Origin of the sequence: Paraburkholderia unamae, from assembly GCF_003096875.1 — a bacterium.
Taxonomy (GTDB): Bacteria; Pseudomonadota; Gammaproteobacteria; order Burkholderiales; family Burkholderiaceae; genus Paraburkholderia; species Paraburkholderia unamae.
The window spans coordinates 1-26,840 of the sequence record NZ_QEOB01000049.1; the positions used below are offsets into that span (position 1 = coordinate 1).

27 protein-coding genes are annotated in these 26,840 nt (G+C 64.6%); 11 read left to right on the forward strand and 16 right to left on the reverse strand.

The genetic code is table 11. From position 1 onward, the window contains the following. The 3 genes from C7402_RS45345 to C7402_RS45355 all read right to left on the reverse strand — a co-directional run. The coding region (locus C7402_RS45345; RefSeq protein ID WP_116615206.1) for an FAD-binding protein at positions 1-124 on the reverse strand (124 nt) is incomplete at its 3' end. Beyond that, on the reverse strand, positions 121-765 hold the full coding sequence (locus tag C7402_RS45350; protein ID WP_116615207.1) for a HutD/Ves family protein: 645 nt from the start codon (positions 763-765) through the stop codon (positions 121-123). The genes C7402_RS45350 and C7402_RS45345, both read right to left, overlap by 4 nt. Before the next feature lie 125 nt (positions 766-890). Further along, the gene (locus C7402_RS45355) at positions 891-2,078 is read right to left on the reverse strand and encodes an NAD(P)/FAD-dependent oxidoreductase (RefSeq protein ID WP_116615208.1); all 1,188 of its coding nucleotides are present in this window, start codon (positions 2,076-2,078) and stop codon (positions 891-893) included. A 237-nt stretch (positions 2,079-2,315) separates the two neighbouring features. Here C7402_RS45355 and C7402_RS45360 point away from each other — a divergent pair, with 237 nt between their 5' ends. After that, positions 2,316-3,281: a LysR family transcriptional regulator gene (locus C7402_RS45360; protein WP_116615209.1), complete on the forward strand. Its 966-nt coding sequence runs from the start codon at positions 2,316-2,318 to the stop codon at positions 3,279-3,281. A 40-nt stretch (positions 3,282-3,321) separates the two neighbouring features. Beyond that, a complete protein-coding gene (gene hutG / locus C7402_RS45365; protein WP_116615210.1) occupies positions 3,322-4,131 on the forward strand; it encodes an N-formylglutamate deformylase in 810 nt (269 codons plus the stop codon). A gap of 238 nt (positions 4,132-4,369) precedes the next feature. Here the strand turns inward: hutG and C7402_RS45370 are convergent, their stop codons facing one another. Further along, the gene (locus C7402_RS45370; RefSeq protein ID WP_112175597.1) at positions 4,370-4,972 is read right to left on the reverse strand and encodes a helix-turn-helix domain-containing protein; all 603 of its coding nucleotides are present in this window, start codon (positions 4,970-4,972) and stop codon (positions 4,370-4,372) included. Between the two features lie 237 nt (positions 4,973-5,209). Between C7402_RS45370 and glnT the strand changes: the two genes are divergently transcribed. The 5 genes from glnT (at position 5,210) to C7402_RS45395 (ending at position 11,178) form a co-directional block, all read left to right on the forward strand. Further along, positions 5,210-6,595, forward strand: a complete 1,386-nt coding sequence (glnT, locus tag C7402_RS45375; protein ID WP_116615211.1) for a type III glutamate--ammonia ligase — start codon at positions 5,210-5,212, stop codon at positions 6,593-6,595. Between the two features lie 10 nt (positions 6,596-6,605). Next, on the forward strand, positions 6,606-7,514 hold the full coding sequence (locus tag C7402_RS45380; protein WP_116615212.1) for a class II glutamine amidotransferase: 909 nt from the start codon (positions 6,606-6,608) through the stop codon (positions 7,512-7,514). After that, positions 7,502-8,191: a GltB/FmdC/FwdC-like GXGXG domain-containing protein gene (locus C7402_RS45385; RefSeq protein ID WP_116615213.1), complete on the forward strand. Its 690-nt coding sequence runs from the start codon at positions 7,502-7,504 to the stop codon at positions 8,189-8,191. The genes C7402_RS45380 and C7402_RS45385 overlap by 13 nt, the downstream gene beginning before the upstream one ends. A 23-nt stretch (positions 8,192-8,214) precedes the next feature. After that, positions 8,215-9,579 carry an FMN-binding glutamate synthase family protein gene (locus C7402_RS45390; protein WP_112175605.1) on the forward strand — a complete coding sequence of 455 codons (1,365 nt, stop codon included), beginning with the start codon at positions 8,215-8,217 and terminating at the stop codon, positions 9,577-9,579. A 207-nt stretch (positions 9,580-9,786) separates the two neighbouring features. After that, positions 9,787-11,178, forward strand: coding sequence for an ammonium transporter (locus C7402_RS45395; protein WP_112175607.1), 1,392 nt, complete (start codon positions 9,787-9,789; stop codon positions 11,176-11,178). A gap of 64 nt (positions 11,179-11,242) precedes the next feature. Here C7402_RS45395 and cls read toward each other — a convergent pair whose 3' ends face one another. The 4 genes from cls to C7402_RS45410 form a co-directional block, all read right to left on the reverse strand. Further along, entirely contained in the window at positions 11,243-12,514 is a 1,272-nt protein-coding gene (gene cls, locus C7402_RS45400; RefSeq protein ID WP_116615214.1) for a cardiolipin synthase, read from the reverse strand. 51 nt (positions 12,515-12,565) lie between these two features. Continuing rightward, positions 12,566-12,694: a hypothetical protein gene (locus C7402_RS48135; RefSeq protein ID WP_258397315.1), complete on the reverse strand. Its 129-nt coding sequence runs from the start codon at positions 12,692-12,694 to the stop codon at positions 12,566-12,568. A 168-nt stretch (positions 12,695-12,862) separates the two neighbouring features. After that, positions 12,863-13,207 (reverse strand): DoxX family protein, encoded by a 345-nt coding sequence (locus tag C7402_RS45405; RefSeq protein WP_244315113.1) that lies wholly within the window; start codon positions 13,205-13,207, stop codon positions 12,863-12,865. Positions 13,208-13,209: 2 nt separating this feature from the next. Continuing rightward, positions 13,210-14,169 (reverse strand): NAD-dependent epimerase/dehydratase family protein, encoded by a 960-nt coding sequence (locus C7402_RS45410; protein ID WP_116615216.1) that lies wholly within the window; start codon positions 14,167-14,169, stop codon positions 13,210-13,212. Positions 14,170-14,280: 111 nt separating this feature from the next. On the opposite strand from C7402_RS45410, the gene C7402_RS45415 reads away from it, so the two are divergent. The 3 genes from C7402_RS45415 (at position 14,281) to C7402_RS45430 (ending at position 18,063) form a co-directional block, all read left to right on the forward strand. After that, positions 14,281-14,907, forward strand: a complete 627-nt coding sequence (locus C7402_RS45415) for a TetR/AcrR family transcriptional regulator (protein WP_244315114.1) — start codon at positions 14,281-14,283, stop codon at positions 14,905-14,907. Positions 14,908-15,471: 564 nt separating this feature from the next. Continuing rightward, positions 15,472-17,526, forward strand: a complete 2,055-nt coding sequence (locus C7402_RS45425) for an alkyl/aryl-sulfatase (protein WP_116615219.1) — start codon at positions 15,472-15,474, stop codon at positions 17,524-17,526. A gap of 9 nt (positions 17,527-17,535) precedes the next feature. Beyond that, positions 17,536-18,063: a hypothetical protein gene (locus C7402_RS45430; RefSeq protein WP_116615220.1), complete on the forward strand. Its 528-nt coding sequence runs from the start codon at positions 17,536-17,538 to the stop codon at positions 18,061-18,063. A 133-nt stretch (positions 18,064-18,196) separates the two neighbouring features. On the opposite strand, the gene C7402_RS45435 is transcribed toward C7402_RS45430, so the two are convergent. The 5 genes from C7402_RS45435 to C7402_RS45455 all read right to left on the reverse strand — a co-directional run bounded on the left by C7402_RS45435 (position 18,197) and on the right by C7402_RS45455 (position 22,948). Beyond that, on the reverse strand, positions 18,197-18,658 hold the full coding sequence (locus C7402_RS45435) for a YidH family protein (RefSeq protein ID WP_116615221.1): 462 nt from the start codon (positions 18,656-18,658) through the stop codon (positions 18,197-18,199). Between the two features lie 10 nt (positions 18,659-18,668). Beyond that, positions 18,669-19,532, reverse strand: a complete 864-nt coding sequence (locus tag C7402_RS45440; RefSeq protein ID WP_116615222.1) for a bile acid:sodium symporter family protein — start codon at positions 19,530-19,532, stop codon at positions 18,669-18,671. Between the two features lie 124 nt (positions 19,533-19,656). After that, positions 19,657-21,168, reverse strand: a complete 1,512-nt coding sequence (locus C7402_RS45445; RefSeq protein ID WP_112175626.1) for an arylsulfatase — start codon at positions 21,166-21,168, stop codon at positions 19,657-19,659. Positions 21,169-21,265: 97 nt separating this feature from the next. After that, complete coding sequence (locus tag C7402_RS45450; RefSeq protein WP_244315115.1) at positions 21,266-22,252, reverse strand: formylglycine-generating enzyme family protein; 987 nt, start codon at positions 22,250-22,252, stop codon at positions 21,266-21,268. Positions 22,253-22,537: 285 nt separating this feature from the next. Next, positions 22,538-22,948: a hypothetical protein gene (locus C7402_RS45455; RefSeq protein ID WP_116615223.1), complete on the reverse strand. Its 411-nt coding sequence runs from the start codon at positions 22,946-22,948 to the stop codon at positions 22,538-22,540. Between the two features lie 536 nt (positions 22,949-23,484). On the opposite strand from C7402_RS45455, the gene C7402_RS45460 reads away from it, so the two are divergent. Continuing rightward, positions 23,485-24,360 (forward strand): hypothetical protein, encoded by an 876-nt coding sequence (locus C7402_RS45460; RefSeq protein WP_308012644.1) that lies wholly within the window; start codon positions 23,485-23,487, stop codon positions 24,358-24,360. A 47-nt stretch (positions 24,361-24,407) separates the two neighbouring features. Here the strand turns inward: C7402_RS45460 and C7402_RS45465 are convergent, their stop codons facing one another. From C7402_RS45465 to C7402_RS45475, 3 genes are all read right to left on the reverse strand, one after another. Further along, positions 24,408-25,175, reverse strand: a complete 768-nt coding sequence (locus C7402_RS45465) for a bestrophin-like domain (RefSeq protein WP_116615236.1) — start codon at positions 25,173-25,175, stop codon at positions 24,408-24,410. A gap of 290 nt (positions 25,176-25,465) precedes the next feature. Continuing rightward, positions 25,466-25,969 (reverse strand): hypothetical protein, encoded by a 504-nt coding sequence (locus C7402_RS45470; RefSeq protein ID WP_116615225.1) that lies wholly within the window; start codon positions 25,967-25,969, stop codon positions 25,466-25,468. A gap of 4 nt (positions 25,970-25,973) precedes the next feature. Continuing rightward, positions 25,974-26,750 (reverse strand): DUF2092 domain-containing protein, encoded by a 777-nt coding sequence (locus C7402_RS45475; protein ID WP_116615226.1) that lies wholly within the window; start codon positions 26,748-26,750, stop codon positions 25,974-25,976. Positions 26,751-26,840: the final 90 nt, after the last annotated feature.

Consider the following 26,840-nt stretch of genomic DNA (forward strand, 5'->3'; position numbering starts at 1 on the left):
CCAGCTGTTTCAGGCGGATTGCGGCGGAAAGCCCGGCCGGGCCGCCGCCCACGATCACCACGTCGTATTCCATCGACTCGCGTGGACCGTACTGCGCGACGAGCGCCTCGCTCTGCTGCGTCATCGACGATGCCCCGCTGTCGCTTCGCCCGCAACCGCCTCGATGGCGATCGAGGCCAACTGCGCGCCGGGCCCGGAAGGGCGCAGTGCGAGCTCCTCGGGCCGGCCGCTGATCCACAGCGCGTTGAGCGGCGGCAACGTCACGCCGCGCAGCAGCGCGCTTTCCACATTCCACTGCCCGGCAAGACTCACGAGCAGATGCGTGGCGGCGGGCGTCACGCGCAGCGAGTGCGCCGCGACGCTCACCCGCGCGCGAAACGCGCCGCGCTTGCACATGACGTTGAGCACGTTCACGGGCCGCGCTGGCAGGTTCACCCACACATGCAGGTCGCCCGAGAAGTGCACCGGCTGGCCCGCGCGCGCGAGCAACTGGCCGTCTTGCGAATGCAGATCGATTGCGCCGTCGTCGATGGGCAGCAGCGTGCGATCGTAGCCCGGAAACTGCGAGAACTTCGCCGGGCCGTCGAGCGTCGCGACGCTCACGCGCCACGGCGCGGCGCCATTCTGCTCGCGTCCGCGAGCGAGCGTGCGCGTCGTGCCGCCGCCGTTGGCCCAAGGCTCGGCGGGCACCCGCGCGCCGTCGATGAGACGCACGGCGTAAAGCTCGGCGGCGTCGGCGCAAAGAGCGGGCAGGCGGGCGTTCATGCGCGTTGCCCCGTAGCGAGCGTGTGCGCTTCGATCATGCCGGTCACGCGCGCGGCGGGCGCCAGATTTCGGATAGTCATCGTTTTTTCTCCTTCTCGCATGCGAAAGCGCTTCACGCGCTACCGTCAGGACACCGCGCCCAGGCCGTATTTGCCGGTGAGCAGCGCGCCGCTCGCGAAGCGTTCGAGCGCGTAGGGTTCGAGGGAAACGTCGGTGGGCAGGCCGAGCGCGTGTTGCGCGAGCAGCTTGCCGATGCCGGGCGAAAGCTTGAAGCCGTGGCCCGAGAAGCCGAAGCCCACCGTGAGCCCTTCCACGTCGGTGACCTTGCCGAGCACGGGGTTCCAGTCGGGCGTGACGTCGTACACGCCGGTCCACGAAGAGGCGAGGCCCGCGGTTTCGTAGGCGGGGAAGTGCTCGGCCACCTGCGCGCCCACTTCGGCCACATAGTCGAGCGAGATGTCACCTTGTTCGGTTTCCGGCGCGTTGAGCGTGTCGCCCACCACGCCTTCGGACACGAGCATCTGGCTGCCGCCGTAGCTACGGAAATACAGCATGCCCGCCGAGCCGAGATCCTTGAACGCGGGCATCGCGAAGGTGTAGGGCGCCGCTTCGCATTCCAGCGCGAGCACGGTGTGGCGCTCGGGCTTCACGGGCAGCGGCACGCCGATCCATTGCGCGAGTTCCGGCGTCCAGATGTTCTGCGTGCTGATGAGCGCGCCGCAGCCGAATCGGCCCGCGGTCGTTTCCACGCCCGTCACGCGGCGGCCTTCGCGGATCAGGCCCGTCACGCGCACGCCCTCCATGATCTTCACGCCGCGGCGGCGCGCGGAGCGCGCGAAGCTCGTCGCCACCAGGTAGGCGTCGGCGAAGCCTGCTTCCGGTTCGAAGCCGATCAGCGCGGCGTCGTCGAAGGTGGCGATCGGCAGGCGCGCCTGCGCCGCCTGGCGGTCGAGCAGTTGCACTTCGATGCCCATGTCCTGTTGCGCGCGCAACGAGGCGGCCAGCGGATCGAGCTTGTCGCCTTCGGGCGCGCTGATCATGTAGCCGCACTTGACGAGGCCGCACGAGGCTTCATCGTCGCCGAGATAGTCGGCGAAATTATTGAACGCCCACCACGAAGCGCGGGCCAGTTCGACGTTCTGGCGCACCGAGTAATGCGTGCGCAGCAGCCCCGAGGACTGCGAGGTGGTGCCCGCGCCGATCGTGCCCTGGTCGAGCACGAGAACGCTGGTCGCGCCGAGCGCGGCGAGATGGTGGGCGACGGACGTGCCGATCACGCCGGCGCCGATCACGACATAGTCAAAGTGGCTCATGGGGCCCCCGTGGTGAACGATGGGGCCAATTCTGCGTCTGCCGTGCACACCGTATTTTTGTATTAGGCAAACTTATGGTTCACGAACGCGATCGCTCATCGTCCGCGTGTTTGCCGCCCAGGGCGGCATCATGCGCAGACGACGCGGTGGCGGCGAGCACGAAACCGGTGCGCAAGACCGGCCGCGCGTGGCGAACGGCGGCCGAAGTCAGTGGCGCAAACATCCGCGGAGCCCTTCATGAGACGTACCCAGGCGCCTATCGACCTCAACGCCTTGCAGGCCTTTCTCGCGGTGTGCGAGACCGGCTCAATGACGGGCGCGGCAAAACAGCTCGGCGTGAGCCAGAGCGCGGTGAGTCAGGCCATTGCGGCGCTCGAACGCGACCAGGGCGTGGTGCTGTTCGATCGCGAGAGCCGCCCGCCGCGCCCCAACGTCGCGGGCCGTGCGCTGCTCGAACTGGCCGGCCCGCTGCTGGAGCATGCGCAGATGGTCAGCACGCGCATTGGCGACGCATCGAACGCGGGCACCTTGCCAGTGCGCCTTGGCTGCGTGGATTCATTCGCCGCGACCGTGGGGCCGGAACTGATACGCGCGGTGTCGGGCTCGGCGCGGCAGATCGCGCTCTGGTCGGGCTTGACGCCGGGCTTGAGCAAGCAATTGCACGACCGCGAACTGGACCTCGCGGTCTGCACGCAAACGACGCTCAACGACGCGCGCATCGTCGAGGTGCCGCTCTTTTCGGAAGCGTTTGTCGCCGTGGTCTCGCGCACCTGGCTGGCCGAGCACCGCAACGCCGACTGGCGCACGCTCGCGCTGGAAATGCCGATGATCCGCTACACCGCGCGCTCGGTGATCGGGCAGCAGGTCGAGCGCTATGCGCGGCATCTGGGCATCAACAGCCCGCGCCGTTACGAGTTCGACGCAACCGACCCGCTGCTGAGCCTAGTGGCGGCGCGGCTGGGTTTTGCCATCTCAACGCCCCTGTGCCTCTGGCAGGCGCGCCAGTATTTGCCGGACATCGCCGTGCTGCCGCTGCCCTCCGGGCGGCTCGGGCGGCGCGACTTTTTCCTGCTGCACCGGCAGGGCGAGTGGGACACGTTCGCGCAGGAAATCGTCACGCTCACGCGGCGCGTGCTCGACGCATCGATCCGTCCCGCGCTCGTGCGAGCGTTGCCACAATTGCCCGATGAAGCGCTGCACTAGGGCGCGCATCGATTCAACGCCTTCAAGGAGGATCAATCAGATGAACGAACTGTTTTTCATTGAGCGAGGCACGGCGCCGTTGCTGGTGTCGATCCCGCATCTGGGCACACGCATTCCCGAAGCGTTGCAGGATCGCTATACGCCCACGGCGCTAACGGTGGCCGACACGGACTGGCATCTCGACCGCCTCTATGCGTTCGCGCGCGAGATGGGCGCAACGGTGCTGGGCGCGCGCGTTTCGCGCTACGTGATCGACCTGAACCGGCCGCCCAATGACGAAAGCCTCTATCCGGGCCAGACCACCACGGGCTTGTGCCCCGCCGAAACCTTTCGCGGCGAGCCTGTTTACAAGCCGGGTTGCGCACCGGATGCAGCGCAACGCGCGGAACGCGTCGCCCAGTACTGGCAGCCCTGGCACGACACGCTCGCGGCCGAGCTGGCGCGGCTGCGCGAGCTGCACGCGAACGTGCTGCTGTGGGAAGCGCATTCGATCGCGAGCGTGTTGCCACGCCTGTTCGAGAACAAGCTGCCCGACCTCAACCTGGGCACGCAGGACGGCCGCACCTGCGCGGGCGCAGTCCAGCAGGCCGCGGTCGATGCGATGCAGGCGAGCCCTTTCACCTCGGTGGCGAACGGCCGTTTCAAAGGCGGCTACATCACGCGCCACTACGGCGCGCCCGAGCGCGGCATCCACGCGATTCAGCTCGAAATGTGTCAATCGACGTATATGAGCGAGGACGCACCGTTCGCGTACCGGGTCGAGCGCGCCGAAGCCGTGCAGCCCACGCTGCAACGCATGGTCGGCGGGGCGCTGGCAGCGCTGACGCAACTCGCGCCCGCGCTTTCATAAGCGTTTCTGATACTCGGGCGTAAGCGGGCGTTCCGTTTCAGTGCGGGCACGCACAGCAGGCAGGAAAGCCGCGCACCGTGAGCAGGCAAGCGGGGAAGCGGGCGGAACGGAAAGGCAGGTTGAAGAAGGCTGGCGTGCGCGCCAGGTGTTTATCAGCAGGAATTTTTAATTCATGACGATAAACATGGCACGGACGTTGCATAAGAAGTAGCGCAGGGGTGATCGAGGGGCCCGCGACTCATTCGGTGGTGCCCGGCGGATAGATGAAGATCGACAGGAACTGGATGGGCGTCTTGATGAGGCGCTCGGGGCCGTGAGGAATGTCGGCCTGGAAGGTGAGGGTGTCGCCGGGATGGAGGATGTAGGTTTGCTGGCCGTGGCGGTACTCGATCACGCCCTTGAGCATGTGGATGAACTCGGTGCCCGGATGTTCGAAGGTCGGAAAGCGCTCCGCTTCGTCTTCGAGGGTGATGAGGAAGGGTTCGAAGGCTTTGCGCGGTCCCTGGTCGTAGGCGAGCAGATGGTAGGTGTGGCCGCGTTTGGTGCCTTTGCGGACGACTTCCATGCCCGCGCCTTTCTTGACGAGTTGCGCGCCGCCCTGCGGCACGTCGAAGTTGCGAAAGAGCGTGGACAGTGAGACGCCGAGTGTCTGGGCGATACGGTGCAGAACGTCGAGTCCGGTCGAAGTCTGGGCATTCTCGATCTTCGAGAGCATGCCGCGGCTGATACCGGCCTGGTCGGCGACCTGGGCAATGGTCAGGCCGTGACGCTGGCGCAGTTCGCGAATTGCCGCGCCCAGGTAGCGTTCGAGTGGTGCTTTGCTGTCGTCCCCGGTTTGCATGGATGGCCTCGGTTTTAAAAGCGCAAGCGTAGCAGGCGGGGCGCTTACGTGCGCGCAGGAAGTTTCACATGAAGAAATAAAGTTGCACATGGAGAATTTTTAAAACTGACTATGCGCGTGCGCAGCGCGAGCGCGCGGTTCGGCCACCCGTTCCCGCAAGGGCCGAAACGCCTCGATGACCGACGTGAAGTCGGGCGCACCGCTCTTTCAACCCCGGATGAGTTGCAAGGAGTGACGATGAATCTCAATGATGCAAAGCTACCCGTCAATGAGTTGGGAAGCGTGCCGCGCTTCAGCTCGGCGGACGACGCGCAGAGCTGGCTCAGCCAGCAGGGCGTGAAATACGTGTTGGCGCAGTTCGTCGATATTCACGGCGTGGCGAAGGCCAAGTCGGTGCCGGTCTCGCATCTGAAGACCGTTCTCAAGGCGGGCGCCGGGTTCGCGGGCTTCGCGATCTGGGGCGTGGGGATCGAGCCGAACGGCCCGGACTTCATGGCGGTGGGCGAGCTTTCGACGCTCACGCCGGTGCCGTGGCAGCCGGGCCTCGCGCGCATCGTCTGCGACGGCCATGTGGATGGCGAACCGTGGGCCCACGATTCGCGCGTGACGCTCAAGCGCCAGGTGGCGCGCGTGGCCGAGCGCGGCTGGACGCTCTTCACGGGTCTCGAGCCGGAGTTCTCGCTGCTGCGCCGCTCGGCCTCGGGCACGCTGGAGCCGTGCGACCCGAGCGATACGCTCGCCAAGCCTTGCTACGACTACAAGGGCCTGTCGCGCACGCGCGTGTTTCTCGAACGCCTCACCGACTCCATGCGCGCCGTGGGCATCGACGTCTATCAGATCGACCACGAAGACGCCAACGGCCAGTTCGAAATCAACTACACGTACGCCGATTGCCTGACCTCGTGCGATCACTACGTGTTCTTCAAGATGGCCGCCTCGGAAATCGCCAACGAACTCGGCATGATCTGCTCGTTCATGGCCAAGCCGTTCGCGAACCGTCCGGGCAACGGCATGCACATGCACGTTTCGATCGGCGACGGCAAGCGCAACCTGTTTGCCGACCCCGCCGACGCGCTCGGCATGGGCCTCTCGAAGCTCGGCTATCAGTTCACGGCGGGTCTGCTCAAGCACGCGCCCGCGCTCACGGCGCTGTGCAACCCCACCGTGAACTCGTACAAGCGCCTCGTGGTGGGCCGCTCGCTCACCGGCGCGACCTGGGCGCCCGCCTATGTGAGCTATGGCGACAACAACCGCTCGACCATGGTGCGCATGCCCGGCGAGCGCATCGAACTGCGCCTGCCCGACGGCTCGTGCAATCCGTATCTCGCCACGGCGGCCGTGCTCGCGGCGGGGCTCGACGGCATCGACAACGAACTCGATCCGGGCGCGCCCGCCAACGAGAACCTTTACGAGTGGTCGCCCGCGAAGCTTGCCGAAAACGGCATTGCCGTGCTGCCGCAAAACCTCGAACAGGCGCTCGACGCGCTCGAAGCGGACACGCTCATCTGCGAGGCGCTCGGCCCCGTCGCGCAGGAATTCATCAAGCTCAAGCGGATGGAGTGGCTCGAATACATGCGCCACGTTTCCGATTGGGAACTCAAGAGCTACCTCGAATTTTTCTAAGGAGAACGACATGTGCGGAATCGTAGGCTTGCTGGTGAAAACACCGGCGCTACGCGAGCAGCTCGGCGAACTGATGGTGCCGATGCTGATCGGCATGACCGAGCGCGGTCCGGACTCGGCGGGTCTCGCCGTGTTCGGCAAGGAACTGGATGCAAGCCAGCGCAAGCTGAGCCTTTATTCGGGCTTTACGCAGGAAGGCGCTGAGTTTCCGTGGCACACGCTGCTCGACCAGCTCAACCGCGCGATGGACATCACCGCGCGCATCGACGCGAAAGCGAACCACGCCGTGCTCACGCTGCAAGGCAATGCACAAGCCGTGAAGGCGTGGCTGGAGGAGCAATATCCGAAGCTCTATCTGCTTTCCACGGGCCGCTCGATCGATCTGTACAAGGACATCGGCTCGCCCGCCGAAGTGGCCGAGCGCTATGACTTCTCGAAGCTCAAGGGCTCGCACCTCGTGGGGCACACGCGTATGGCGACGGAGTCGGCGGTCACGCCTGACCGCGCGCATCCGTTCACGGCGGGCGAGGACTTTTGCCTCGTGCACAACGGCTCGCTGTCGAACCCGTACGGCGTGCGCCGCAAGCTGGAGCCGCTCGGCATTCACTTCGACACCGACAACGACACCGAAGCCGCGTGCCGCTTTCTCGAATGGCGCCTGCGCGAAGGCGACTCGCTGCCCGATGCGCTGCAAAAGGGCTTCGAGGAGCTGGACGGCTTCTACACGTTCCTGATGGGCACGTCGAACGAGCTCGCGCTGATCCGCGATCCGTTCGCCTGCAAGCCCGCCGTCGTGGCCGAAAACGACGACTACGTGGCGATCGCCTCCGAGTTCCGCTCGCTCGCGCATCTGCCCGATATTCGCAACGCGAAGGTTTTCGAACCCGCACCCGAGGAGATGTACGTATGGAAGGCGTGATTTTCGATCTGGAAAACAAGGGCGTGCGGGAGCTGAACCAGTACCTGCACGGCGACGCCGCGGCACTGAACGGCCAGCGCGTGAGCGTGACCTCGCCCAACGGCGCGCACAACATTGCAGTGGGCGTGAACGCCAACGTGCAGATCACCGTCGAGGGCCACGCGGGCTACTACGCGGGCGGCATGAACCAGCATGCGGACATCGTGATCGAGGGCAGCGCCGGCACGGGCGTGGGCGAGAACATGATGAGCGGCAAGGTGCATGTGCGCGGCTTCGCCTCGAACGGCGCAGGCGCTTCGGCACACGGCGGCCTGCTCGTGATCGACGGCGACGCGGGCCTGCGCTGCGGCATCTCGCTCAAGGGCGGCGACATCGTGGTGGGCGGCTCGGTGGGCAGCTTCTCCGCCTTCATGGCGCAGGCGGGCCGCATGGTGATCTGCGGCGACGCGGGCGACGCGCTCGGTGATTCGCTCTACGAAGCGGTGCTGTATGTGCGCGGCGAAGTGAAGTCGCTCGGCGCCGACGCGCAATACGAGACCATGACCGACGCCGACATTGGCACCGTGCGCGAACTGCTCGAAGCCGCGGGACTCGATCACGATCCGGCGAAGTTCCGCCGCATTGCCTCGGCCCGCACGCTCTATCACTGGAACGCCGACGCGGACCAGGAATACTGAACAACACGATCGAGAAGGTCCCCATGGAAACCAAACCGGTTCATTTCGCGCGTCTGCAACAGGAAGAGTCCAGCACCTTCGACCGCAAGACCATCGATTACATTCACACCGCCGCGCAGCGCGGCCTGTATGAAATCCGCGGTCTGGGCTCGAAAAAGAGCGTGCCGCATTTCGACGATCTGCTGTTTCTCGGCGCTTCGCTTTCGCGCTATCCGCTCGAAGGCTATCGCGAGAAGTGCAGCTCGCAAACGGTGCTCGGCACCCGCTTCGCGAAGAAGCCGATCGTGCTCGATACGCCCGTGACGATCGCGGGCATGAGCTTCGGCGCGCTCTCGGCCAACGTGAAAGAGGCGCTCGGGCGCGCAGCCACGGCGGCGGGCACCTCGACCACCACCGGCGACGGCGGCATGACGCAGGAGGAGCGCCAGTCGTCGAAGACGCTGGTTTATCAATGCCTGCCTTCGCGCTACGGCTTCAATCCGGACGACGTGCGCCGCGCCGACGCCATCGAAGTCGTGATCGGCCAGGGCGCGAAGCCGGGCGGCGGCGGCATGCTGCTCGGGCAGAAGGTGAACCCGCGCGTGGCCTCGATGCGCACGCTGCCGGCGGGCGTGGACCAGCGCTCGGCGAGCCGCCACCCCGACTGGACCGGCCCCGATGATCTCGCCATCAAGATTCAGGAACTGCGTGAGATCACCGACTGGGAAAAGCCCATCTACGTGAAAGTCGCGGCCACGCGGACCTTCAACGACGTGAAGCTCGCCGTGCATGCGGGCGCCGACGTGGTGGTGATCGACGGCATGCAGGGCGGCACGGCGGCCACGCAAAGCTGCTTCATCGACAACGTGGGCATTCCGACGCTCGCGGCGGTGCGTCAGGCGGTGGACGCGCTCGAAGACCTCAATATGAAGGGCAAGGTGCAGTTGATCGTCTCGGGCGGCATCCGCACGGGCGCCGACGTGGCGAAAGCGCTCGCGCTGGGCGCGGACGCGGTGGCGATCGGACAGGGCGTGCTGATGGCGCTGGGCTGCAACAGCGAGACGTACTACCAGAACGGCGCGCTGCATTCGGCGCTTGCCGACTATGCGGCGCTGAACACGTCGCCCGGCTTCTGCCATCACTGCCATACGGGCAAATGTCCGGTGGGCGTGACGACGCAGGACGCCATGCTCGAAAAGCGGCTGGAGCCGGAAGAGGGCGCGCGCCGCGTGAAGAACTACCTCAAGACGCTCACGATGGAGCTCACGACCATCGCGCGCGCTTGCGGCAAGCAGAACGTGCACCACCTGGAGCCGGAAGACCTCGTGGCGTTGACGGTCGAATCGGCGGCGATGGCGCGCGTGCCGCTCGCGGGCACGTCGTGGATTCCCGGTATGAACCTGCGTTGATCGAGCCGTAAAACAAGCAGTATTTGCAGCACCGGGCGCGCGCGGGCGAGGAGACTGCCGCGCGCACCGTCGAAACGCGCAAGCGGGCGCACGACAAGCCGGCAGCGCAGGCCATGCACTGTTATCCAACTTCTATCCCACACGCGTGTCGTGAAGGCCGCGCCGCTTGCGCGCGCCTGACGCGATGCCTTTCTACAGGATCGTGCAATGAAAAGCTTGGGCAAACTACTCGCGGTGATCGGCGCCCTGGCGCTCTCGCTGCCCGCGCTCGCGCAGGGCGCGGCCGCGCCGACGCCGAACAAGGGCGACACCGCCTGGATGATCGTCGCGACGCTCCTCGTCGTGATGATGGCCGCGCCGGGTCTCGGTCTCTTTTACGGCGGCATGGTGCGCGCGAAAAACATGCTTTCCGTGCTAATGCAAACGCTCGTGATCTTTTGCCTGCTTGGCGTATTGTGGGCCGTGTATGGCTACAGCATCGCGTTCACCGAGGGCAACGCGTTCTTCGGCGGCTTCAGCAAACTGTTTCTCGCGGGCGTGACGCCCGACACCACGGCCAGCACGTTCAGCAAGGGCGTGGTGGTTCCCGAATACATCTACGTGTCGTTCCAGCTCACGTTCGCGGCGATTACGCCCGCGCTCATCATCGGCGGCATCGCCGAGCGCGCGAAGTTTTCGGCCGTGCTGGCCTTCATGGTGCTGTGGTTCACGTTTTCTTATCTGCCCATCGCGCACATGGTCTGGTACTGGGCCGGCCCGGACGCCTACACGAGCGCCGCCGCCGCGGAAAAAGCCAACGCCACGGCGGGCTTCCTGTTCCAGAAGGGCGCGCTCGACTTCGCGGGCGGCACCGTCGTGCATATCAACGCGGGCATTGCGGCGCTGGTGGGCGCGGTCATGATCGGCAAGCGCGTGGGCTACGGGCGCGAGCATATGGCGCCGCACAGCCTCACGATGACGATGATCGGCGGCTCGCTGCTGTGGGTGGGCTGGTTCGGCTTCAACGTGGGCTCGAACCTCGAAGCCAACGGTGCGGCGGCGCTAGCCTTCGTCACCACCTTGCTCGCCACCTGCGCGGCCACCGTCTCGTGGACCGTCGTCGAATGGACGATCAAGGGCAAGCCCTCGATGCTCGGCGCGGTGTCCGGCGCGATTGCGGGGCTCGTGGTCATCACGCCCGCATGCGGTTTTGTCGGGCCGATGGGCGCGATCGTGATGGGCTTCATCGCGGGCGCGCTGTGCTACTGGGGCGTGAATGGCCTCAAGCGCATGCTCGGCGTGGACGATTCGCTCGACGTGTTCGGCGTGCACTGCATCGGCGGCATCGCGGGTGCGCTGCTCACGGGCGTGTTCGCATCGCCGAAACTGGGCGGCACGGGTGTCTACGACTATGTCGCGAACAAGGTGGGCGACTACGACATGGCAAGCCAGTTGATCTCGCAGTGCTGGGGCGTGGGCACGTCGCTGGTGTGGTCGGCCGTGGTGTCGTTCGTGGCGTTCAAGCTCGTGGACATGGTGATCGGCCTGCGTGTCGATCAGGAGGGCGAGCGCGAAGGACTCGACGTGAGTTCGCACGGTGAGTCGGCGTATCACGCGTAATGGAGGGTTGGGGCGTCGCACCGCGTGCGGCGCCCCGGCAACCGATGATGGTATGGCCTGCGCGTCAAAGTTGCGGATCGAGCAGGGCGGCCGCGCGCTCCAGCAGCTTTTCGGCTAGCGGACGTCTGCGCCAGTCATCGAGTGTGATGTGTTTCGCGCGAGCCATGTCGGCGTCGAAAATCGCCGTCTGCCGACGCGCGAAGTCGCGATCGTAGATGTTGAGATTGGCTTCGTCGTTGAGCTTGAACGAGCGGTTGTCGAAATTGGTCGAGCCGACCGACACCAGAAACTCGTCGACGACCAGCAGCTTGCAGTGGAACATCGTCGGCTGATACTCGTACATCTGGACGCCCGCCGCGAGCAGGCCGCCCCAGCACGCGCGCGACGCCTCGCGCACCGTATGGGTGTCGATGCGCTTGCCGGGCGTGATGATGCGCACCCTCACGCCGCGCCTGGCTGCCTCCACGATCGCGTTGATCGTCAACTTGTCCGGCACGAAGTACGCGCTCGACAAGTCGATGCAGTGTGTGGCGGCCGTGATCGCCATGAGGTACATGAGCTGCATGTCGTCGCTGCCGCCCGAGGGCGAACTGCTGAACATGTGCGCGAGGCCGTCGCCCGCCGCATCGAGTTCCGGGAAGTACGGTGCGCCGTGCAGCACGTTACCCGTCGACTTGACCCAGTTGTCCATGAAGACCGCCTGCATTTGCCCGACCGCCGGACCTTCGACGCGAAAGTGCGTATCGCGCCAGTGCTTCTCGTCCTGCGCGTGCCCGGTCCACTCGTCGGCAATGCCCACGCCGCCCGTGAATCCGATGCGTCCGTCGATCACGAGCAGCTTGCGGTGCGTGCGGTCGTTCATGCGGCCAAGACCTGTCCAGTGCGGCTTGTGATACTTGATGACTTCGACGCCCGCCTCATGCAGCATCCGCAGATAGCGGCTGTCCATCTTCGACGAGCCGACCCAGTCGACCAGCACATGCACCGCAACGCCTTCACGCGCCTTGTCGGACAGTGCGCGCGCGAATGCCTCGCCGATCGCTCCGGACCAGTAAATGAAGCTTTCGAAGGTGAGCGTGGATTGCGCCGAGCGGATAGCCTCCAGCATGGACGGAAAAATCTCGTCGCCGTTCACAAGCACTGCGAATCGATTGCCGCCGACCACGGGCGGCCCGAGCAGCAGCCCCATCGAGCGGATGAACTGCGGACTGCTGCTCGCGTACAGCCGCTCGATCTTGTGCTCGATCTTCTTCTCGCCGCTCGTGAGGTTCGCGATCACCAGCACGACGATAAGCGTGATCGCAACCGTCAGGAGAATCAGGGCAAGCGTCGGCATGAGCGGATCTCGCTGGGCGAATCGTCGTCGTAAGCGCTTCGTACCATGCGTTCAGTGCCAAAGCAGGGCGATGCGCATGATGACTGGATTTCGGCGCTCGCTTTGCGCGCCGTGTCCGCTGCGGCGCGTGCTTGTGGTCGCCAGGGCGAGTCCTGTATCAGGGCGATCGATCTTTTTCATGGCGTTCCCCTTGCTTCACGTGGGCCTGCGCAAGCAGGCAGCAAAGGCCACGGAGCACATGGCGTGCCGAAGGATGAGCGGCTTGCGAGCGCGTGGGTTGGTTGTCCTCCAGCGAATATGGGGATGGATTACGGTGACAGGGCTCACTCGCTGGATGACAAGGCAGGTTCAAGCGCGGACCGCCACAGTCGCCACAATGAGCGCCGAGAAGATCAGCGCTGGGGCGAGATGCCGGAACGGTTCCCGATTGCGCAGCAATGTAAAGAGCGCGCCGATCATGATCGCACTGGCGAGCGTCAGGCCCAGGACTCGGGTTGGTTGTCCAGCAAGGAGCGCTGCGCTGAGGAGTTCCAGGGCGCCGCAGAGCAAACGAAGCCATGCCGGGTAACCCCAACGTGCAAAGTCGCGCTTCACCGCGCCGCGTCCGGCGAGATTGACCACCCCGGCAACGGCGAATAGAACCGCTACGATCGTCGCGAGAATCGATTCAAGCGATGCAGTGTTGAACGACATCGTCATACTCCGTTGCGCTGCTGGAAGTGCTTTTGTCCAGACAGGTCCGCAATCAGACCGGGGCCTTGGGGTTCCCACGCAAGAACCTGCCGGCATTTCCGCCCACTGACTGTCTGGTCGAGCGCCAGCGCATCAGCGAATGGGCCGAGCGATTTGCGCGCCTCGTCGAGCGGCCAGATTTCGACGCGGTCGGCGCCGACCGAGGCTCGAATCGCTTCGCCGATGTCGGCAACGGCGACGGCATCTTCGGCGACCACGTTGAAAATCTGTCCGGCGACTCGATCGTCTCCGCCTGAGTCTCCGTTTGACTCTTCGGTTGAATCTCCCCTCGACGCCCGCTCCACCGCGCGCAGATAAGCCGTGGCGAGATCGTCGACATGCACGGCCGGCCAGTGGTTGCGGCCGTCGCCGACGATGCTCACGCTGCCGGTCTGACGGACCATGCCGGCAAGCATGCCGAAGACGCCGCCGCCGTAGCCGTGCACCATCGCCGGTCTGAGGATCACCGCGGCAATCGAGCGACCTGCCGCCAGCGCCAGCACGCGTTGCTCCACAGCGGGCCGCCAGGCAACGAGTGCAGTCGGGCCTGGCGCGGTCACTTCGGTCGCGGGCTCGCCCTGCGTATTGCCATAGACCCAGGTGCCCGACGTATAAACAAACGCCGCACCCGGACGCAAATGCGCGAGCATCGCCACAGTCGCGGCCTCGTCCGCCGCGGCGGCGGAAGCATCGTTGGTCGACGCCATGTGCATCACGCCATCGGCGGCACCGGCAGTTGCAGCGAAAGACTGTGGCTCACGCAAGTCGCCGACATGGAGTTTCACGCCGAGACGTGCCAGCACCATCGCGGCCGCCGACGTGTCTTCGCGCACCAGCGCCGTCACCTGGTGGCCGCGGCCGATTGCCTTGCGCGCGACCGCTTGCCCGATATATCCCGTACCACCCGTGATGAACAGTTCCATAGCGTTTTCCTCGAGAAATTGCCTGCGGAGTTGATGTGCCACTCAAACGAGACTGATTAGTCTCGTTCGTCGATAATCTAAACGAGACTAGTCAGTCTTGTCAACGAGGCGGTGATCTGTTATTTGTTTGTCATGAATGCGCTCTCTCTTCCCACTCTGAGCCCGCTGCAACGCCGTAAGCGGTCCGCCATCTTCGACGGTGCGAAAGCCGTTTTTTTGAGGCAGGGTTTTGGCCTCGCAACGATGGACGATGTCGCCGCAGCCGCCGGTGTCGGCAAACAGACGGTCTACCGCCACTTCAAGTCGAAGGAGGCGCTCTTTGTCGGTCTGGTGAGTTCGATGTGCGCCCAGGTGGGTGAACTTCTTGCCAGTGCGCTGGACGCGCCATCCGATGGCTCACCCGAAGTCGAGTTGCGCGAGTTGGGATGGGTGTTGGCACGAACCCTGATCGAGCCGGATTATCTGCGGCTTTACCGGGCCATCGTTGCCGAGGCCGAGCGTCTTCCGGAACTCGGCCAGGTGTTTTATGAAAACGGAGCGAAGGTCGTGCGGGTCTACGCCGCGAAGATTCTGCGAAAGAGATTTGACGAAGCGACGGCTGCAATGCGCGCAGCGACATTCGTGCAGTTGGTGCTTGGCGACGCGTATCTGGAGCTGTCTATTGGCTACACGGTGTCCGATGTCGAAACGCGCTTCGCGTTGCAAATTGACGAGGCGGTGGCCGCAGCGCTCCGTTAGAGCGTCCAGCGACCGAACCTAACCGCTGGTCCTTTGCAGGCAGCAACGCCGGCTCCATTCGTCCAGCGGACGTCCATCTCTGAATCGACGCCCTCGACACTCAGATCGACCTGCTGATCGCTCAAGCCCAGGATCACATCCACTTTCGGATACGCGGCGCGAGACACCCGCAAGCGGGCGGCGCAACCATCCACGACCCACTGCTTCGAAGCCGCAAGTTCCGCGCGCCCTGCGGCACCGCTCCCGACTCTGCGCAGGGCAGCTATGCGGGTAGCCAGAAGCTTCGTCAATACCGGCTGGATACAGCAATACAAGAACACGTCCGTGCACTGCTGGGTGCAGTTGCGCAAGGCGTTCTGGCAGGCGGGCAATGCAAAGCGGAGCAGCCGGCGAACCGGTTGTGCCACGGTGTCGCCCGATTCGCATTGCCCTTTCGGGCAAGCGTGTTTCCCCAACTCCCTATGGTCGCGCCACGGCCTTTGTGCGAAATATTTAGGTGAAGATCGCGAACAACCGGCGCGGGCGCGGCGCGCCCGCTGTCTCCCCGAATAACCGGAGGTAGTCATGTCCCAATCGGACGACGCAGCGAAGACAGGCGGACGCAGGGCATTCCTCAAGAACGTAGCGGTCACCGGCGTGGCGACGAGCCTTTCCGGCGTGGTGGGTGAAACGCTGGCGCAGGCCGCCACCGCGGCAACGGCGACGGGCCCGGCGGCCAAGCCGGCGACCCCCGCGACGATTGCGGTAAACAAGCAGTCCGCCGACTTCCTCTCGTTCGAGGACGCGCAGGACTTCGAGGACGCCAAGCGCGGCCTCGTCGCGACGATGCCCGAGCCGGTCGTCATCAAGGGACCCGACGGGAATGTCGCGTGGGACCTCCAGCAGTTCGCCTTCGTGAGCGGCGGCCCCGAGAATAATTCACCTTCCACGGTGAACCCGAGCCTCTGGCGCAACGCCAAGCTCAACATGAACCACGGCCTCTTCAAGGTGGTCGACGGGATCTGGCAGGTGCGCGGCTACGATCTCTCGGTGATGAGCATCATTCGCGGCGACAAGGGGTATATCGTCGTCGATCCGTTCATCACGACCGATGTGTCGTCGGCGGTCTGGAAGCAGCTCGTCATTCCGCATCTGGGCGACCATCCCATTACGCATGTGATCTATACGCACAGCCACGTGGATCACTACGGCGGCGTACGCGGGCTCGTGAGCGACGACGACCTGAAATCCGGCAAGGTGCAGATCGTGGCGCCGGCCGGCTTTACCGAGGCGGCCGTGGGCGAGAACATCATCGCCGGCAACGCGATGGGACGCCGCGCCAGCTATATGTACGGCTCGCTGCTGCCGCGCAGCGCAACGGGCATTGTCGACGGCGGCCTTGGCAAGACGACTTCGGTGGGCACCATCACGCTCGCCGTGCCCACCCAGTTCGCCGAAAAGACCGGCCAGAAGCTTACGCTCGACGGCGTGGAACTCGTGGTGCTGATGGCGCCGGAGTCGGAAGCGCCCGCCGAATTCATGTTCTATCTGCCGAAGTTCAAGGCATTCTGCGCAGCGGAAGACGCGACCCACACGCTCCACAATCTGTACACGCTGCGCGGCGCCAAGGTTCGCGACGCGTTGCTCTGGTCCAAGTATCTGCAATCGTCGCTCGACATGTTCGGCGACGACATGCAGGTGGTTTTCGCGTCCCACTACTGGCCGACATGGGGCAACGATCGCGTGGTCGCATTCCTGCGCGCACAACGCGACATGTACCGCTACATGCACGACCAGGTGCTGCGCATGGCCAACAAGGGCATGACGCCGCTGGAAATCGGCGAGGCCATACGCCTGCCCGACAGTCTCGCGAAACACTGGTTCTGCCGCGGCTACTACGGCACGGTCTACCACGACGCCGTTGCGCAGTACAACCTGCGTCTCGGCTTCTTCGACGGCGTGCCCGCGAACCTGCACCGCCTGCCGCCGACCGAGGCGGGCAAGCGCTACGTCGAGTTCATGGGCGGATCGGCCGCGGTATTGAGCAAGGCACATGGGTATTACAGCAAGGGCGATTACCGCTGGGTCGCGGAAGTCGTCAATCACGTCGTGTTCGCGGAGCCGCAGAACACTGCCGCGAAACAGCTCCTCGCCGATACCTACGAGCAACTGGGCTATCAGTCCGAGTCGGCCTCATGGCGCAACTTCTATCTGACCGGCGCGCAGGAACTTCGCGGCGGCATCAAGCAGCTTCCCGCGCCGCAGCCACAGAGCCCGGACACCATCCAGGCCATGCCGCTCGACATGTTCCTCGACTATCTCGGCATCCGGCTCAACGGTGACCGTGCCAACGGGAAGACGGCCTCGTTCAACCTCGTGCTGACCGACACGAAAGAGCATTACGTGCTCGGGGTGGAGAACAGTGCGCTGCACTACACGAAGGACAAGTCCTCGAAGTCGGCCGATGCCACGGTCACGATGACGCGCGCGGACCTCAACGACATCATGATGGGCAAGACCAACATGCAAAAGCTCGTGATGGCCGGCAACGCGAAGATCGACGGCAACAGCCAGAAACTGGGCGAGTTCGTTTCCTGGCTCGATACCTTCGACTTCTGGTTCAACATCGTCACGCCCTGAGGTGCTGCCATGTGCGCAATCTGCAACTTCAAACTCGACTTTGGCGTGGGCCATCCTTCGGCCCTGACCATTGCCGTCGCGGCCCGCAGCGCGATCGACGCCGGCCTGATCGAGCCGATCGACACCACCGGCGGCGCGCTCTCGGCAGCCCGCATGCGTATTTCGGCTATCGAGGCGCTCAATCTGCTTCAGGCGCGCATCGAGGAGGCTCACGGCGAAGAGGCGCTGCTGGCGCTGCCGGACTTTTACGTTCTGCTCATCGAGAACGACACGTGGGGCTTCTTTCACGCGACGACCGAAGGCTTCGACCCGGACATCGTTCCGGAGATGCCGGACGTCACGGCAACGGAGGACGAGCGGCGCAGCAATATCCTCATCACCTCGGAGGCGGCGCTGCGTGGATGGCTGGAAGGGCGTTTCGATCTGGAAAGGGCGTTCGGCGATTCGCTCGCGATGATCGACGCGCCGCAGGCTCATGCCGAAGCGCTGAAGCAGATGCTGGCCAGGGCGGAATTAACGGCCGCAGTGAATGCCTGACTGGAAGGACTCAAGCGTGAACCGAAACGCGCCGCTGAAGAGCGGCGCATTTCTTTAGAAAGCAAGGATGACGAAAGACAGTCACGCAGTGTGATCGAATGACCGGGGGCAATGTCCCCGGTTCGACAGTTCATTAGTCTAATACGAGCGAGCCGAGCGCAAAGGCGCCTAGCGCGGCAACGGCAATGCCGACCCAGTAAGCGAGATTCCACTGCGGCAGCAGACCTTCGCGCCGCAGCGCATTCACGCGCCGCTTGTGCTGCACGACCGCGACGAGCAGGGCCACGGTGCCGATCACGACCATGGCCGTGCCCACCGTGCGCGGCGACCAGGTCGCCCCGAACCGTCCGACGATGGGCGTGCCGCGCTGTCCCGCCACATATTCGAAGAATTTCGCCAGCGTGAAGCCGAAGCTGATCATCGAGAGCGCGGTGCGTAGCCACGCCATCAGCGTGCGCTCGGCGGCGAGGAAAGTACGCTCGACCGCGAGCGAGGTGCGCGCGCGGGTCTGTAACGTGCCCTCGTCGGGCTTCAAGGGCGCTGAGGGGTCCGTGTCCGGTACGATGTCGTGGTCTCGGTCGCGAGGGGTGGGCATGGCGTGACCTTCAAGGCGTGCCGGAAGAGAGGGCCGCACGGCTGCGTTGCCACTTCACGTAAGGAATGGCCAGCAGCGTGCAGAGCACCAGATAGAGCACGAGTGTGGGCGCGAACTGCTCGCCGGGATAGTTGGCTGCCGAGATGGCGAGCGCGATGGCCGGATGCCGCGAGGCCGTGGAGAGCGCGAGAACCGACGCGTGCTCGGGTTCGGGGCCGCCGAGCAAGTGCCCCACAACGAGACCCGCGAGTATGAAGGCGACGATGGCCACGACCGTCCAATGGCCGGTGGCCGAAAAGATGCCGCGCCAGGTGCCGGCCAGCAGCACGAGAATGCTCGCGAACAGCAGCAGCGTGGCCAGCCGTCGTACAGGTGTGAGCAGATGCTGCGCAACTTGCGGCACGAACTTCGAGACCAGCATGCCCACCGCAAGGGGGACGATGATCATGGTCAGCACAGTCTTCATGATCGAAAGCGGCCCGACCGCCAGCGGCTGCGCGAAAAGCCTGTTGAAAAGCGCCACCGAAAGCGGCACGGTGACGATCGACACCAGCGCGAGCACCACGAGCAGACCCAGACCAAAGGGCGCGACGCCGCCCGCTTTCTTGTGCTTCTTCGGCAACAGCGGCGGCACCGGCGAGATGGCGAGCGCGGTGAGCACAACCGCCGTGGGTTGCGGCAACGCCAGGTAGTACACGCAGCCGACCACGAGCAGCGGCATGATTGCCAGCATGGCGATGAGCGAGCGCAGGAGGAGGCCGGGCCGGTGCGCGATATAGAGCAGGTCGTCTCGCGTTGCCTGAAGGCCGTAGGTGAATACGGTCGCCGCGATGGCGCACTTGAGCGCGAGCAGAATCAGGTCCTTCGCGTCCATGGATATCCTGGCAAGTCGTGGGAGTGCCTGAACAATACTTTGCAGTACGTGGCAATGGCGCGAGCCTCGGGCGGCGTCCGTATGAACGCCGCCCGAGTGCCGTTACCATGCGCCGCCGGGGCGCCTAGCGATGGCCGCCGCCGGCCGCGTCCATCATCTTCTCGATCACCTGGTCCACGCCGAAGCTGGCGGCTTTCTGGCGCGGCGGGAATTCCTTGAACGTTTGCAGGAATTCGGCCACGCCCGCCTGCGCGGGCACGAGAATGAAGACGTGATCGAGCAGCCAGTCGTAGTAGGTGTTGGACGTGATGTCGGCGCGCTCGTAGGGGTCGGTGCGCAAGTTGAAAATCTTCGGCACGCGCAGCGTCACGAGCGGCTCGGCCCATATCCTCAATGTGCCGGCCGTGCGCTGCTCCATGAACACGACCTTCCAGTTGTCGAAGCGCAGGCACGCGAGGTCGCCGTCGTCGGTGAAATAGAAGAAGCCCTTGCGCTCCGGCTTCTTCGCTTTGCCGGTGAAGTAGGGCAAGAGGCTGAAGCCGTCGAGATGGACCTTGAAGTCCTTGCCGTTGGCCTTGAAGCCCTTCTTCAGTTCTTCCTTGACGTCCGGGTTGCCGGCTGCCTCCACGATGGTGGGCAGCCAGTCGAGATGGCTCACGATCTCGTTGCACACGGTGCCCGGCTCGATCACGCCCGGCCAGCGCACGAGGCAAGGCACGCGGTACGCGCCTTCCCAGTTCGAGTTCTTCTCGTTGCGGAACGGCGTCATGCCCGCGTCGGGCCACGAGTTCATGTGCGGACCGTTGTCGGTGCTGTACATGACCATCGTGTCGTTCTCAATGCCCAGTTCGTCGAGCAGCGCGAGCATCTCGCCGATATGCTTGTCGTGCTCGACCATGCAGTCGTGATATTCGGACTGCCAACGACCTGCCTGGCCGCGAATGCGGTCCTCGATATGCGTGCGGAAGTGCATGTGCGAGGTGTTGAACCAGAGGAAGAAGGGCTTGTCTTCCTTGTGCGCCTTCTGGATGAATTCCTTCGCGGCCGCGAGAAATTCGGTGTCGATGGTTTCCATCCGCTTTTTGGTCAGCGGCCCGGTATTGTCGATCTTCTGGCCGCCCTTGCCGTCGGACCAACAGTGCAGCACGCCGCGCGGACCGTACTTCTTGCGGAAGTCGGGAAACTCCTTGGCGTCTGGATAATCGGCCAGTTCGGGTTCTTCTTCGGCGTTCAGGTGATAGAGGTTGCCGAAGAATTCGTCGAAGCCGTGCATCGTCGGCAGATGCTCGTCGCGGTCGCCGAAGTGGTTCTTGCCGAACTGTCCGGTGGTATAGCCGAGGTCCTTGAGCAGTTCGGGAATGTTCGGATCCTCGGCGCGCATGCCGAGCGGCGCACCTGGCAGGCCGACCTTGGTCAGCCCCGTGCGCAGCCCGCACTGTCCCGTGATGAACGACGCGCGGCCGGCCGTGCAGCTTTGTTCGCCGTAGTAGTCGGTGAACACCGCGCCGGCTTCGCCGATGCTGTCGATGTTGGGGGTGCGGTACCCCATCAATCCTTTCGTGAAGATGCTGAGATTGGATTGACCGATGTCGTCGCCCCAGAGAATCAGGAAGTTGGGTTTCTTCTTGCCCGCCATGGAACACTCCTTTGTGTAGCGCTACCGCAGACGGTAGCGAGTCTTCTCCGGACCCCGTCGTCGACGGGGCTGCGTGAGGTCGCTTGTCCTGTCGGACTCAAGCGGAAGCGTTATCGCGGACTACGCAACGAAAGCCCACGTGGCAGGTGGACGTATCGACAGGCTGCGCCATTCTGGCGGCGGGCCGGTAACGCCGGCAGTAATTCGGTGCGCACAGGTACGAGCCGCCCTTCATCACCTTGCGCGCAATCTTGACTTGCGGCGTGCGCGGGTCGACGCTCGCCTCGACGGACCCGCCGCGCGGATTGTCGAGCGTGCAGCAGGCCTTCACGATCTTGCCGTGGTCCTGGTACCAGTCGCTGGTCCACTCCCACACGTTGCCGGCCATCTCGTAGAGTCCGTAGCCGTTGGGCGGAAATGAGCCGACGGGCGCGGTCCATTCATAACCGTCCTCGAGCAGGTTCTGCCACGGAAATTCGCCTTGCCACGTGTTGGCCATTGGCTTGCCTTGCGGGGCGAACTCGTCGCCCCACACGAATTCCGCGCCGTCGAGTCCGCCGCGCGCCGCGAATTCCCATTCGGCTTCGGTGGGCAAGTCCTTGCCTGCCCAGTGCGCGTAGGCGGCGGCGTCCTCGTAAGCGACGTGGACCACGGGATGGTCCCAGAGCCCTTCGAGCGAACTGGCCGGGCCGCGCGGATGCCGCCAGTTCGCGCCGCGCGTGTAGACCCACCAGTTGTAGTGATTGCGCAAGTCCACGCGATGCGGCGGTTTGGCGAACATCACCGAGGAGGGTTCCAGCAGCTCGGGCTGCGCGCCCGGATAGTCCTCGGGGTTCGCCGGACGCTCGGCGGACGTCACGTAGCCGGTGGCGTCGACGAAGCGCTTGAAGTCGGCGTTCGTCACCGCGCGGCTGTCCATCCAGAAGCCCGCAATGCGCACCTTGTGCGCGGGCGCTTCCTCGGGGTAGTGGTGATTCGAGCCCATGACGAAGGTGCCGCCAGGAATGCGGACCATGCCTGGCGGCCCGGCCAGCGAGGCAGCGTCACACGTGTCGTTGAGCGCTTCAGATGCGGGATTGAGCATGATCGGGCAGGGCGTTGGACTGTGTCGGCGGAAACGACGGGCCACGGCGGGACGGGTGCTTTGCGTGTCCGCCCGTTCGCCGCGTGCCTCACGAGCAACGTAGCAATGGTCAGTATCGGAGCGGTGCTGCGCTTGCGCTATCGGTACAAGGGGCAACGCTATTGCCCTAAAGGGCAATCCGGGGCCTGTACATGGCAAGCGCGTGACAAAAAGCCGGGGCGAAGATCGAAGTATGCAAACCGCCAGAGTGTGGCGGCGCGCAATCCCACAGGTGAGGGCCGCGCTTCACTCCGGATCTTGCAGGCTCCACGAACCGTCACCGGCCTTGCAGTAGTGGGGGCGCAAGGTGACCGACTGGCTTGCGGCATGCACGGCGACAACGACGAATCGGCAAGTCCTGTGATGCTCGATCGACGTACCTTCGGGCGTCAGTGTCGCGTTGACCGCGGCCTGTCCGCCAGGGACGGTTTTGGTCCACTGGCTCGATTCGCCGTCGTTTCTCGTGTTCAGCACGGCCCGCACCGTGCTGTCCAGCGCATCGAGGTCGTTCTGATCGAGCCCCTCGATCCGCACACCGCGCGTGAAGCCGGGGTCGGCCGACCAGGCCGGCAACGCGCTGCAAACCGGCAGGAGGGCGCCGATAGCGGCAACGCGCAGCGCTCGTTTGATGCGTTCGGCGAGGCGGTGGTAGGACATGGCCGTTCCCGTAACCCGAAGCGCGCCGTAGCGTCGAAGCGCTCTTCAGTCTTCCAGGGCACAACACCCCTCTCGTATTGTTCCAGCGTGACGCAGGTGTGGCCATCGGGAGTTGGGGCAGCCTCGCTGCCCCTTCGGGCAACGCGATTGCCCCGTGCCCCTATGGCATGGCGCAGCCGCTTCGACGAAACTCGCGGATGGCGCTTTCGCCGCCCGTACTTTCGTGCTTTCGATGCCAGGAACGTTGGCGGCGCAACGGGCGGATTGACGGCGCGGGCGCCAATGGCCAGTTCGATTCCACAAAGGCCAGGCCGCAATTCATTTTGCTTGTCCGCATGCCGCGGCGGCACGGCAGTCAGTTCCCGTTGATGTGTTCAGGGGTGAGGACCACCATGTCTGCGAAGTCGGGACGCGACTTTCGGCATGCCGGCGATCGACGTGCTCGCCTGCGCGCCACCCTGAGCGCCGGAATCGCCGTTGCGTTGAGCGCCGCCTGTTTTTATACGGCGACGGCGCATGCGCAGAGCGCGCCATCCTTGCCGACCTTCACCGGTCCCGATGTGCAGAAGCGCGCCAACGGCGTGCTCGCGTTGCTGAGCTTTACCGTGACGCCAGACCTCTCGGCCAGTTCACTGGGCATTCGCAACGGCTCAACCGGCGACCCTTCGCTCAATATGACCCAGTTTGGCGGCGGCTTCACGTTGAGCCAGAGTTTTCCGCTCTATCTGGAAGGGGCCATTGGCGGTTCACGCTACGATCCCACCTTCGTCGTCAGCGACGGCCAGGAGCAGCGCGCGTTGCCCACGCGCTGGACGAACGTCGCGGCAACGGGCGGCATAGGCTGGGATTTTCCGCTCAACGAGAAGAAGGATCTGGTCATCCGTCCGATCTTCAATTTTTCGTTGGGCGAAGTGTTCAGCGACGCGACCGCGGCCCAGTTTCTGATCAATCGCCGCACCGACAAGAACGTTGCTTTCATCGAGAACGGCTCGCTCAACGCATACGGGCTTGGCGGCTCGCTGATGCTGGGCTGGTATCCGCGTCAGGAGCCCTACGAGTTCGATCTCGAGTTGCGCTACACGAATATCTATCTTCAGAGCTTCGGCTCATCGAGCGGCGTGCGCGGCACGGCCGACGCCCAGTCGACCAACCTCTATGCGCGCTGGCGCGCGCCCACCGGCTTGCTGGCGTTGAACCGGCCGTTGCGGTACGTGCTCGAACTCTCGCATTCGACCTATCTCGGGAGCCAGGCGGACGTCCTCGGCTTCAATCAGCTCACGTCGCTGGGCGTGGGCCTCGAAATCGACACGGGCGCGGTGACGAAGTTGTTTTCGCGGCTGCGGATCGTCGCGCGCTATGCGTTCGGCAAGGACGTTACGGGCGCATCGCTTGGGCTCGCGCTCAGCTTCTGAGGGTTGCCGGGGACGCGTGAGGCGCGTCCGGCGATTTCTCCAAGGCGTCAATTCGACTGCATGGATTGCAGCAGGCTGACGAGATTCTGCGGCACGACGCGAATCAGGCCGCCGCGCGGACTGTCGATATCGGCGATCAGCGAAAGCGAGAGCGAAATGGTAACGGGCAGCACGAAGATCAACACGCGCCGCCCGGCCTTGCCCCGCACGCCATACCCCTGCATCAGGTTGCTGAAGAAGGCGATGGCCATCATGAGGATCCAGGCGGAAACGGGAATGCGGTTGAGCCACGCGGCTTGCGTATACCCCTGGGTGTTGATGACATCGTTCATGCCGGCCACCGAGAGCGCCGTGATCGGGGTGGGCCGGGCCTCGGCGGACTCGCGCACGGTCGCCCATAGCTGGGCTTGAACATCCGAGGTTTGGGTGTTGAGAACGTCAAGCTCATGCGCGTTGCGGGTCTTATAGAACGCAATGCGCAACTGGGTGTATTGAGCCAGCAGGGCTTTCGCCCTGGCCGACTGCGGGGCGCCAAGCAGGTCGGCGCGCAAGTATTCGGTGCCGATGGCGTTGGCCTCTTCTTCCTCGTAATTCTTGCGCTGGTCGTAGCGGCTCACGGCCATCGAGAGCGTAAAGCCGATCAGGAGCGCGAGCAGCGTGAGTGTGGCGCCCTGAACCACGTTGTAGTTGTCGCGCGCGTCGTCCGTTAGCGGAACGGCGCGTTGCATGACGATCGCGCCAAGCGCGGCCGAAATGGAAAGAAGAACGATCAGCGTAATGAAGAGATACGCGGGATGATGAACAAGCTGCGTCATGACGGCTCCCATGAAGTGGGGCGTACCGGCGCCGGCGTTCATGCTCCTGCGAGATACGCACTCCAGATCGTGTTTCGAATCCATCCGCAAGCGAGACCCCAGGCGGCCACGCTGCCACCGCCGATACGGCACAGGTTGCCGCATCTCATCCACAACGGCCCGCAGGGGTGCCGGGCCGCGCCGAAAGTGCGACCCAGCGTCCCTCGACCTGAACCTGCATCACCCCATGCCGTGCACGTACAACGCGGCCGTCCATGAGGCCGTCCACGAGGCGTGGCAGGGACCCTGCCTCAGTACGGCGCGTTCACGACCACGTATTGCGCGCCCTGGGGCTGATACCACGTGCTACCGCATTGCTGATAGACCATGCCACCGTAGTTGACCGGCACGCAATTCGACGGGACGGAGTGCACGATCGACCCGACGACAGCCGAGGTCACGCCAACGGCGGCGGTAACCGCGGCCGCCGTTGCGACCGGATGGTAATCGTCGTCCCAACCGCCGCCATGCCGGTCGACGTTCGCGTTGACGTTGACATTGCGATTCACGTTGACGTTGTTCACGCTCGTGTTGCGCACGTTGCGCGTGCGTGCATCGGCGCGTGCGCTGTTCACCTGCGCGCCCCCGCCACGCGGGCCGCCACCGCCCCCGCGCGGACCGCCGCCGGCGTGTTGTGCGACGTGGCCGCCGCCACGCCCCGCCGCGCTCACGGGTAGCGGTGCTGCGACGGCGAGGCAGATGGCCAGAAGGGTCGGAATGAGTACGGTGCGATGCTGGTTGAATGCGGTTTTCATCGGCTTACCCCTTCTTCGCGGCGACAGGAACGAAATCGATCTTCTTCGCGCCCGATGGCGGCTTGAAGGTGAATATCGTGTCCTTGAAGTCGGGGTGAAGGGTCCAGTCGATGACCGAGACCGATTGCGGGCGAGCGTCGTCGTCGCGGCGCGTAATCACGATCTTGCGCGGCAGCGGCTGCTCTCCGGTCGTGATCCAGATCTGCCAGTCGACGTTCTTTTGCCGGAATGCGTAGTGGTCGCAGAGGTCGTATCCCACGTAGTCCTGACCGGCGAACATGGCGGACTCGAACTGATCGTTCGGCGCTTGCGGCGTACCCCAGACGAACAGATCGGCAAGCGGGACCTCCACGCCGTAGCGCTCGCCCAGTTTATCGATCAGCGCCTGGATGTTGCCGGTGAAAGCCGTTGTCGCGTAGTACTTTTGCGCCGGCGTATAGAGCGTGACGTTCTTGCCGTCGAAGACGATCTCGCGATGGCTGCGCGCGCTCGTCATGATCGCGCGGATACGGTTGGGCCGGTCGACGTCGAGCACGGCGGTTGCCGTGTGCTGGAGTTTCTGGCCGTCTTCGAGCACACGCTCGCCGGTTAGCTGGGTAGTAACGCTGAAGCGCTTGAGCGACTGGAGCGCGGTGCCCATCTTATGCAGCGCGTCGACGGCGGCCGGGTCGACGGCAACGGCTTCGCTGCTCGCTGCGGGTGCGGACGCGGTTTGCGCGCCGACATGCGGCGCGATCAATGTAGCTGCCAGCATGGCAATGCTTAAAGCCCTTTTCTTCATCGTGTTCTCCCGGCGCGCGAGTGAGCCGTCGCATAACGTCGAAGTGTCGCGGCGCGCCCCAAGGGTTGCACGAAGGCATGGCGCGTACGC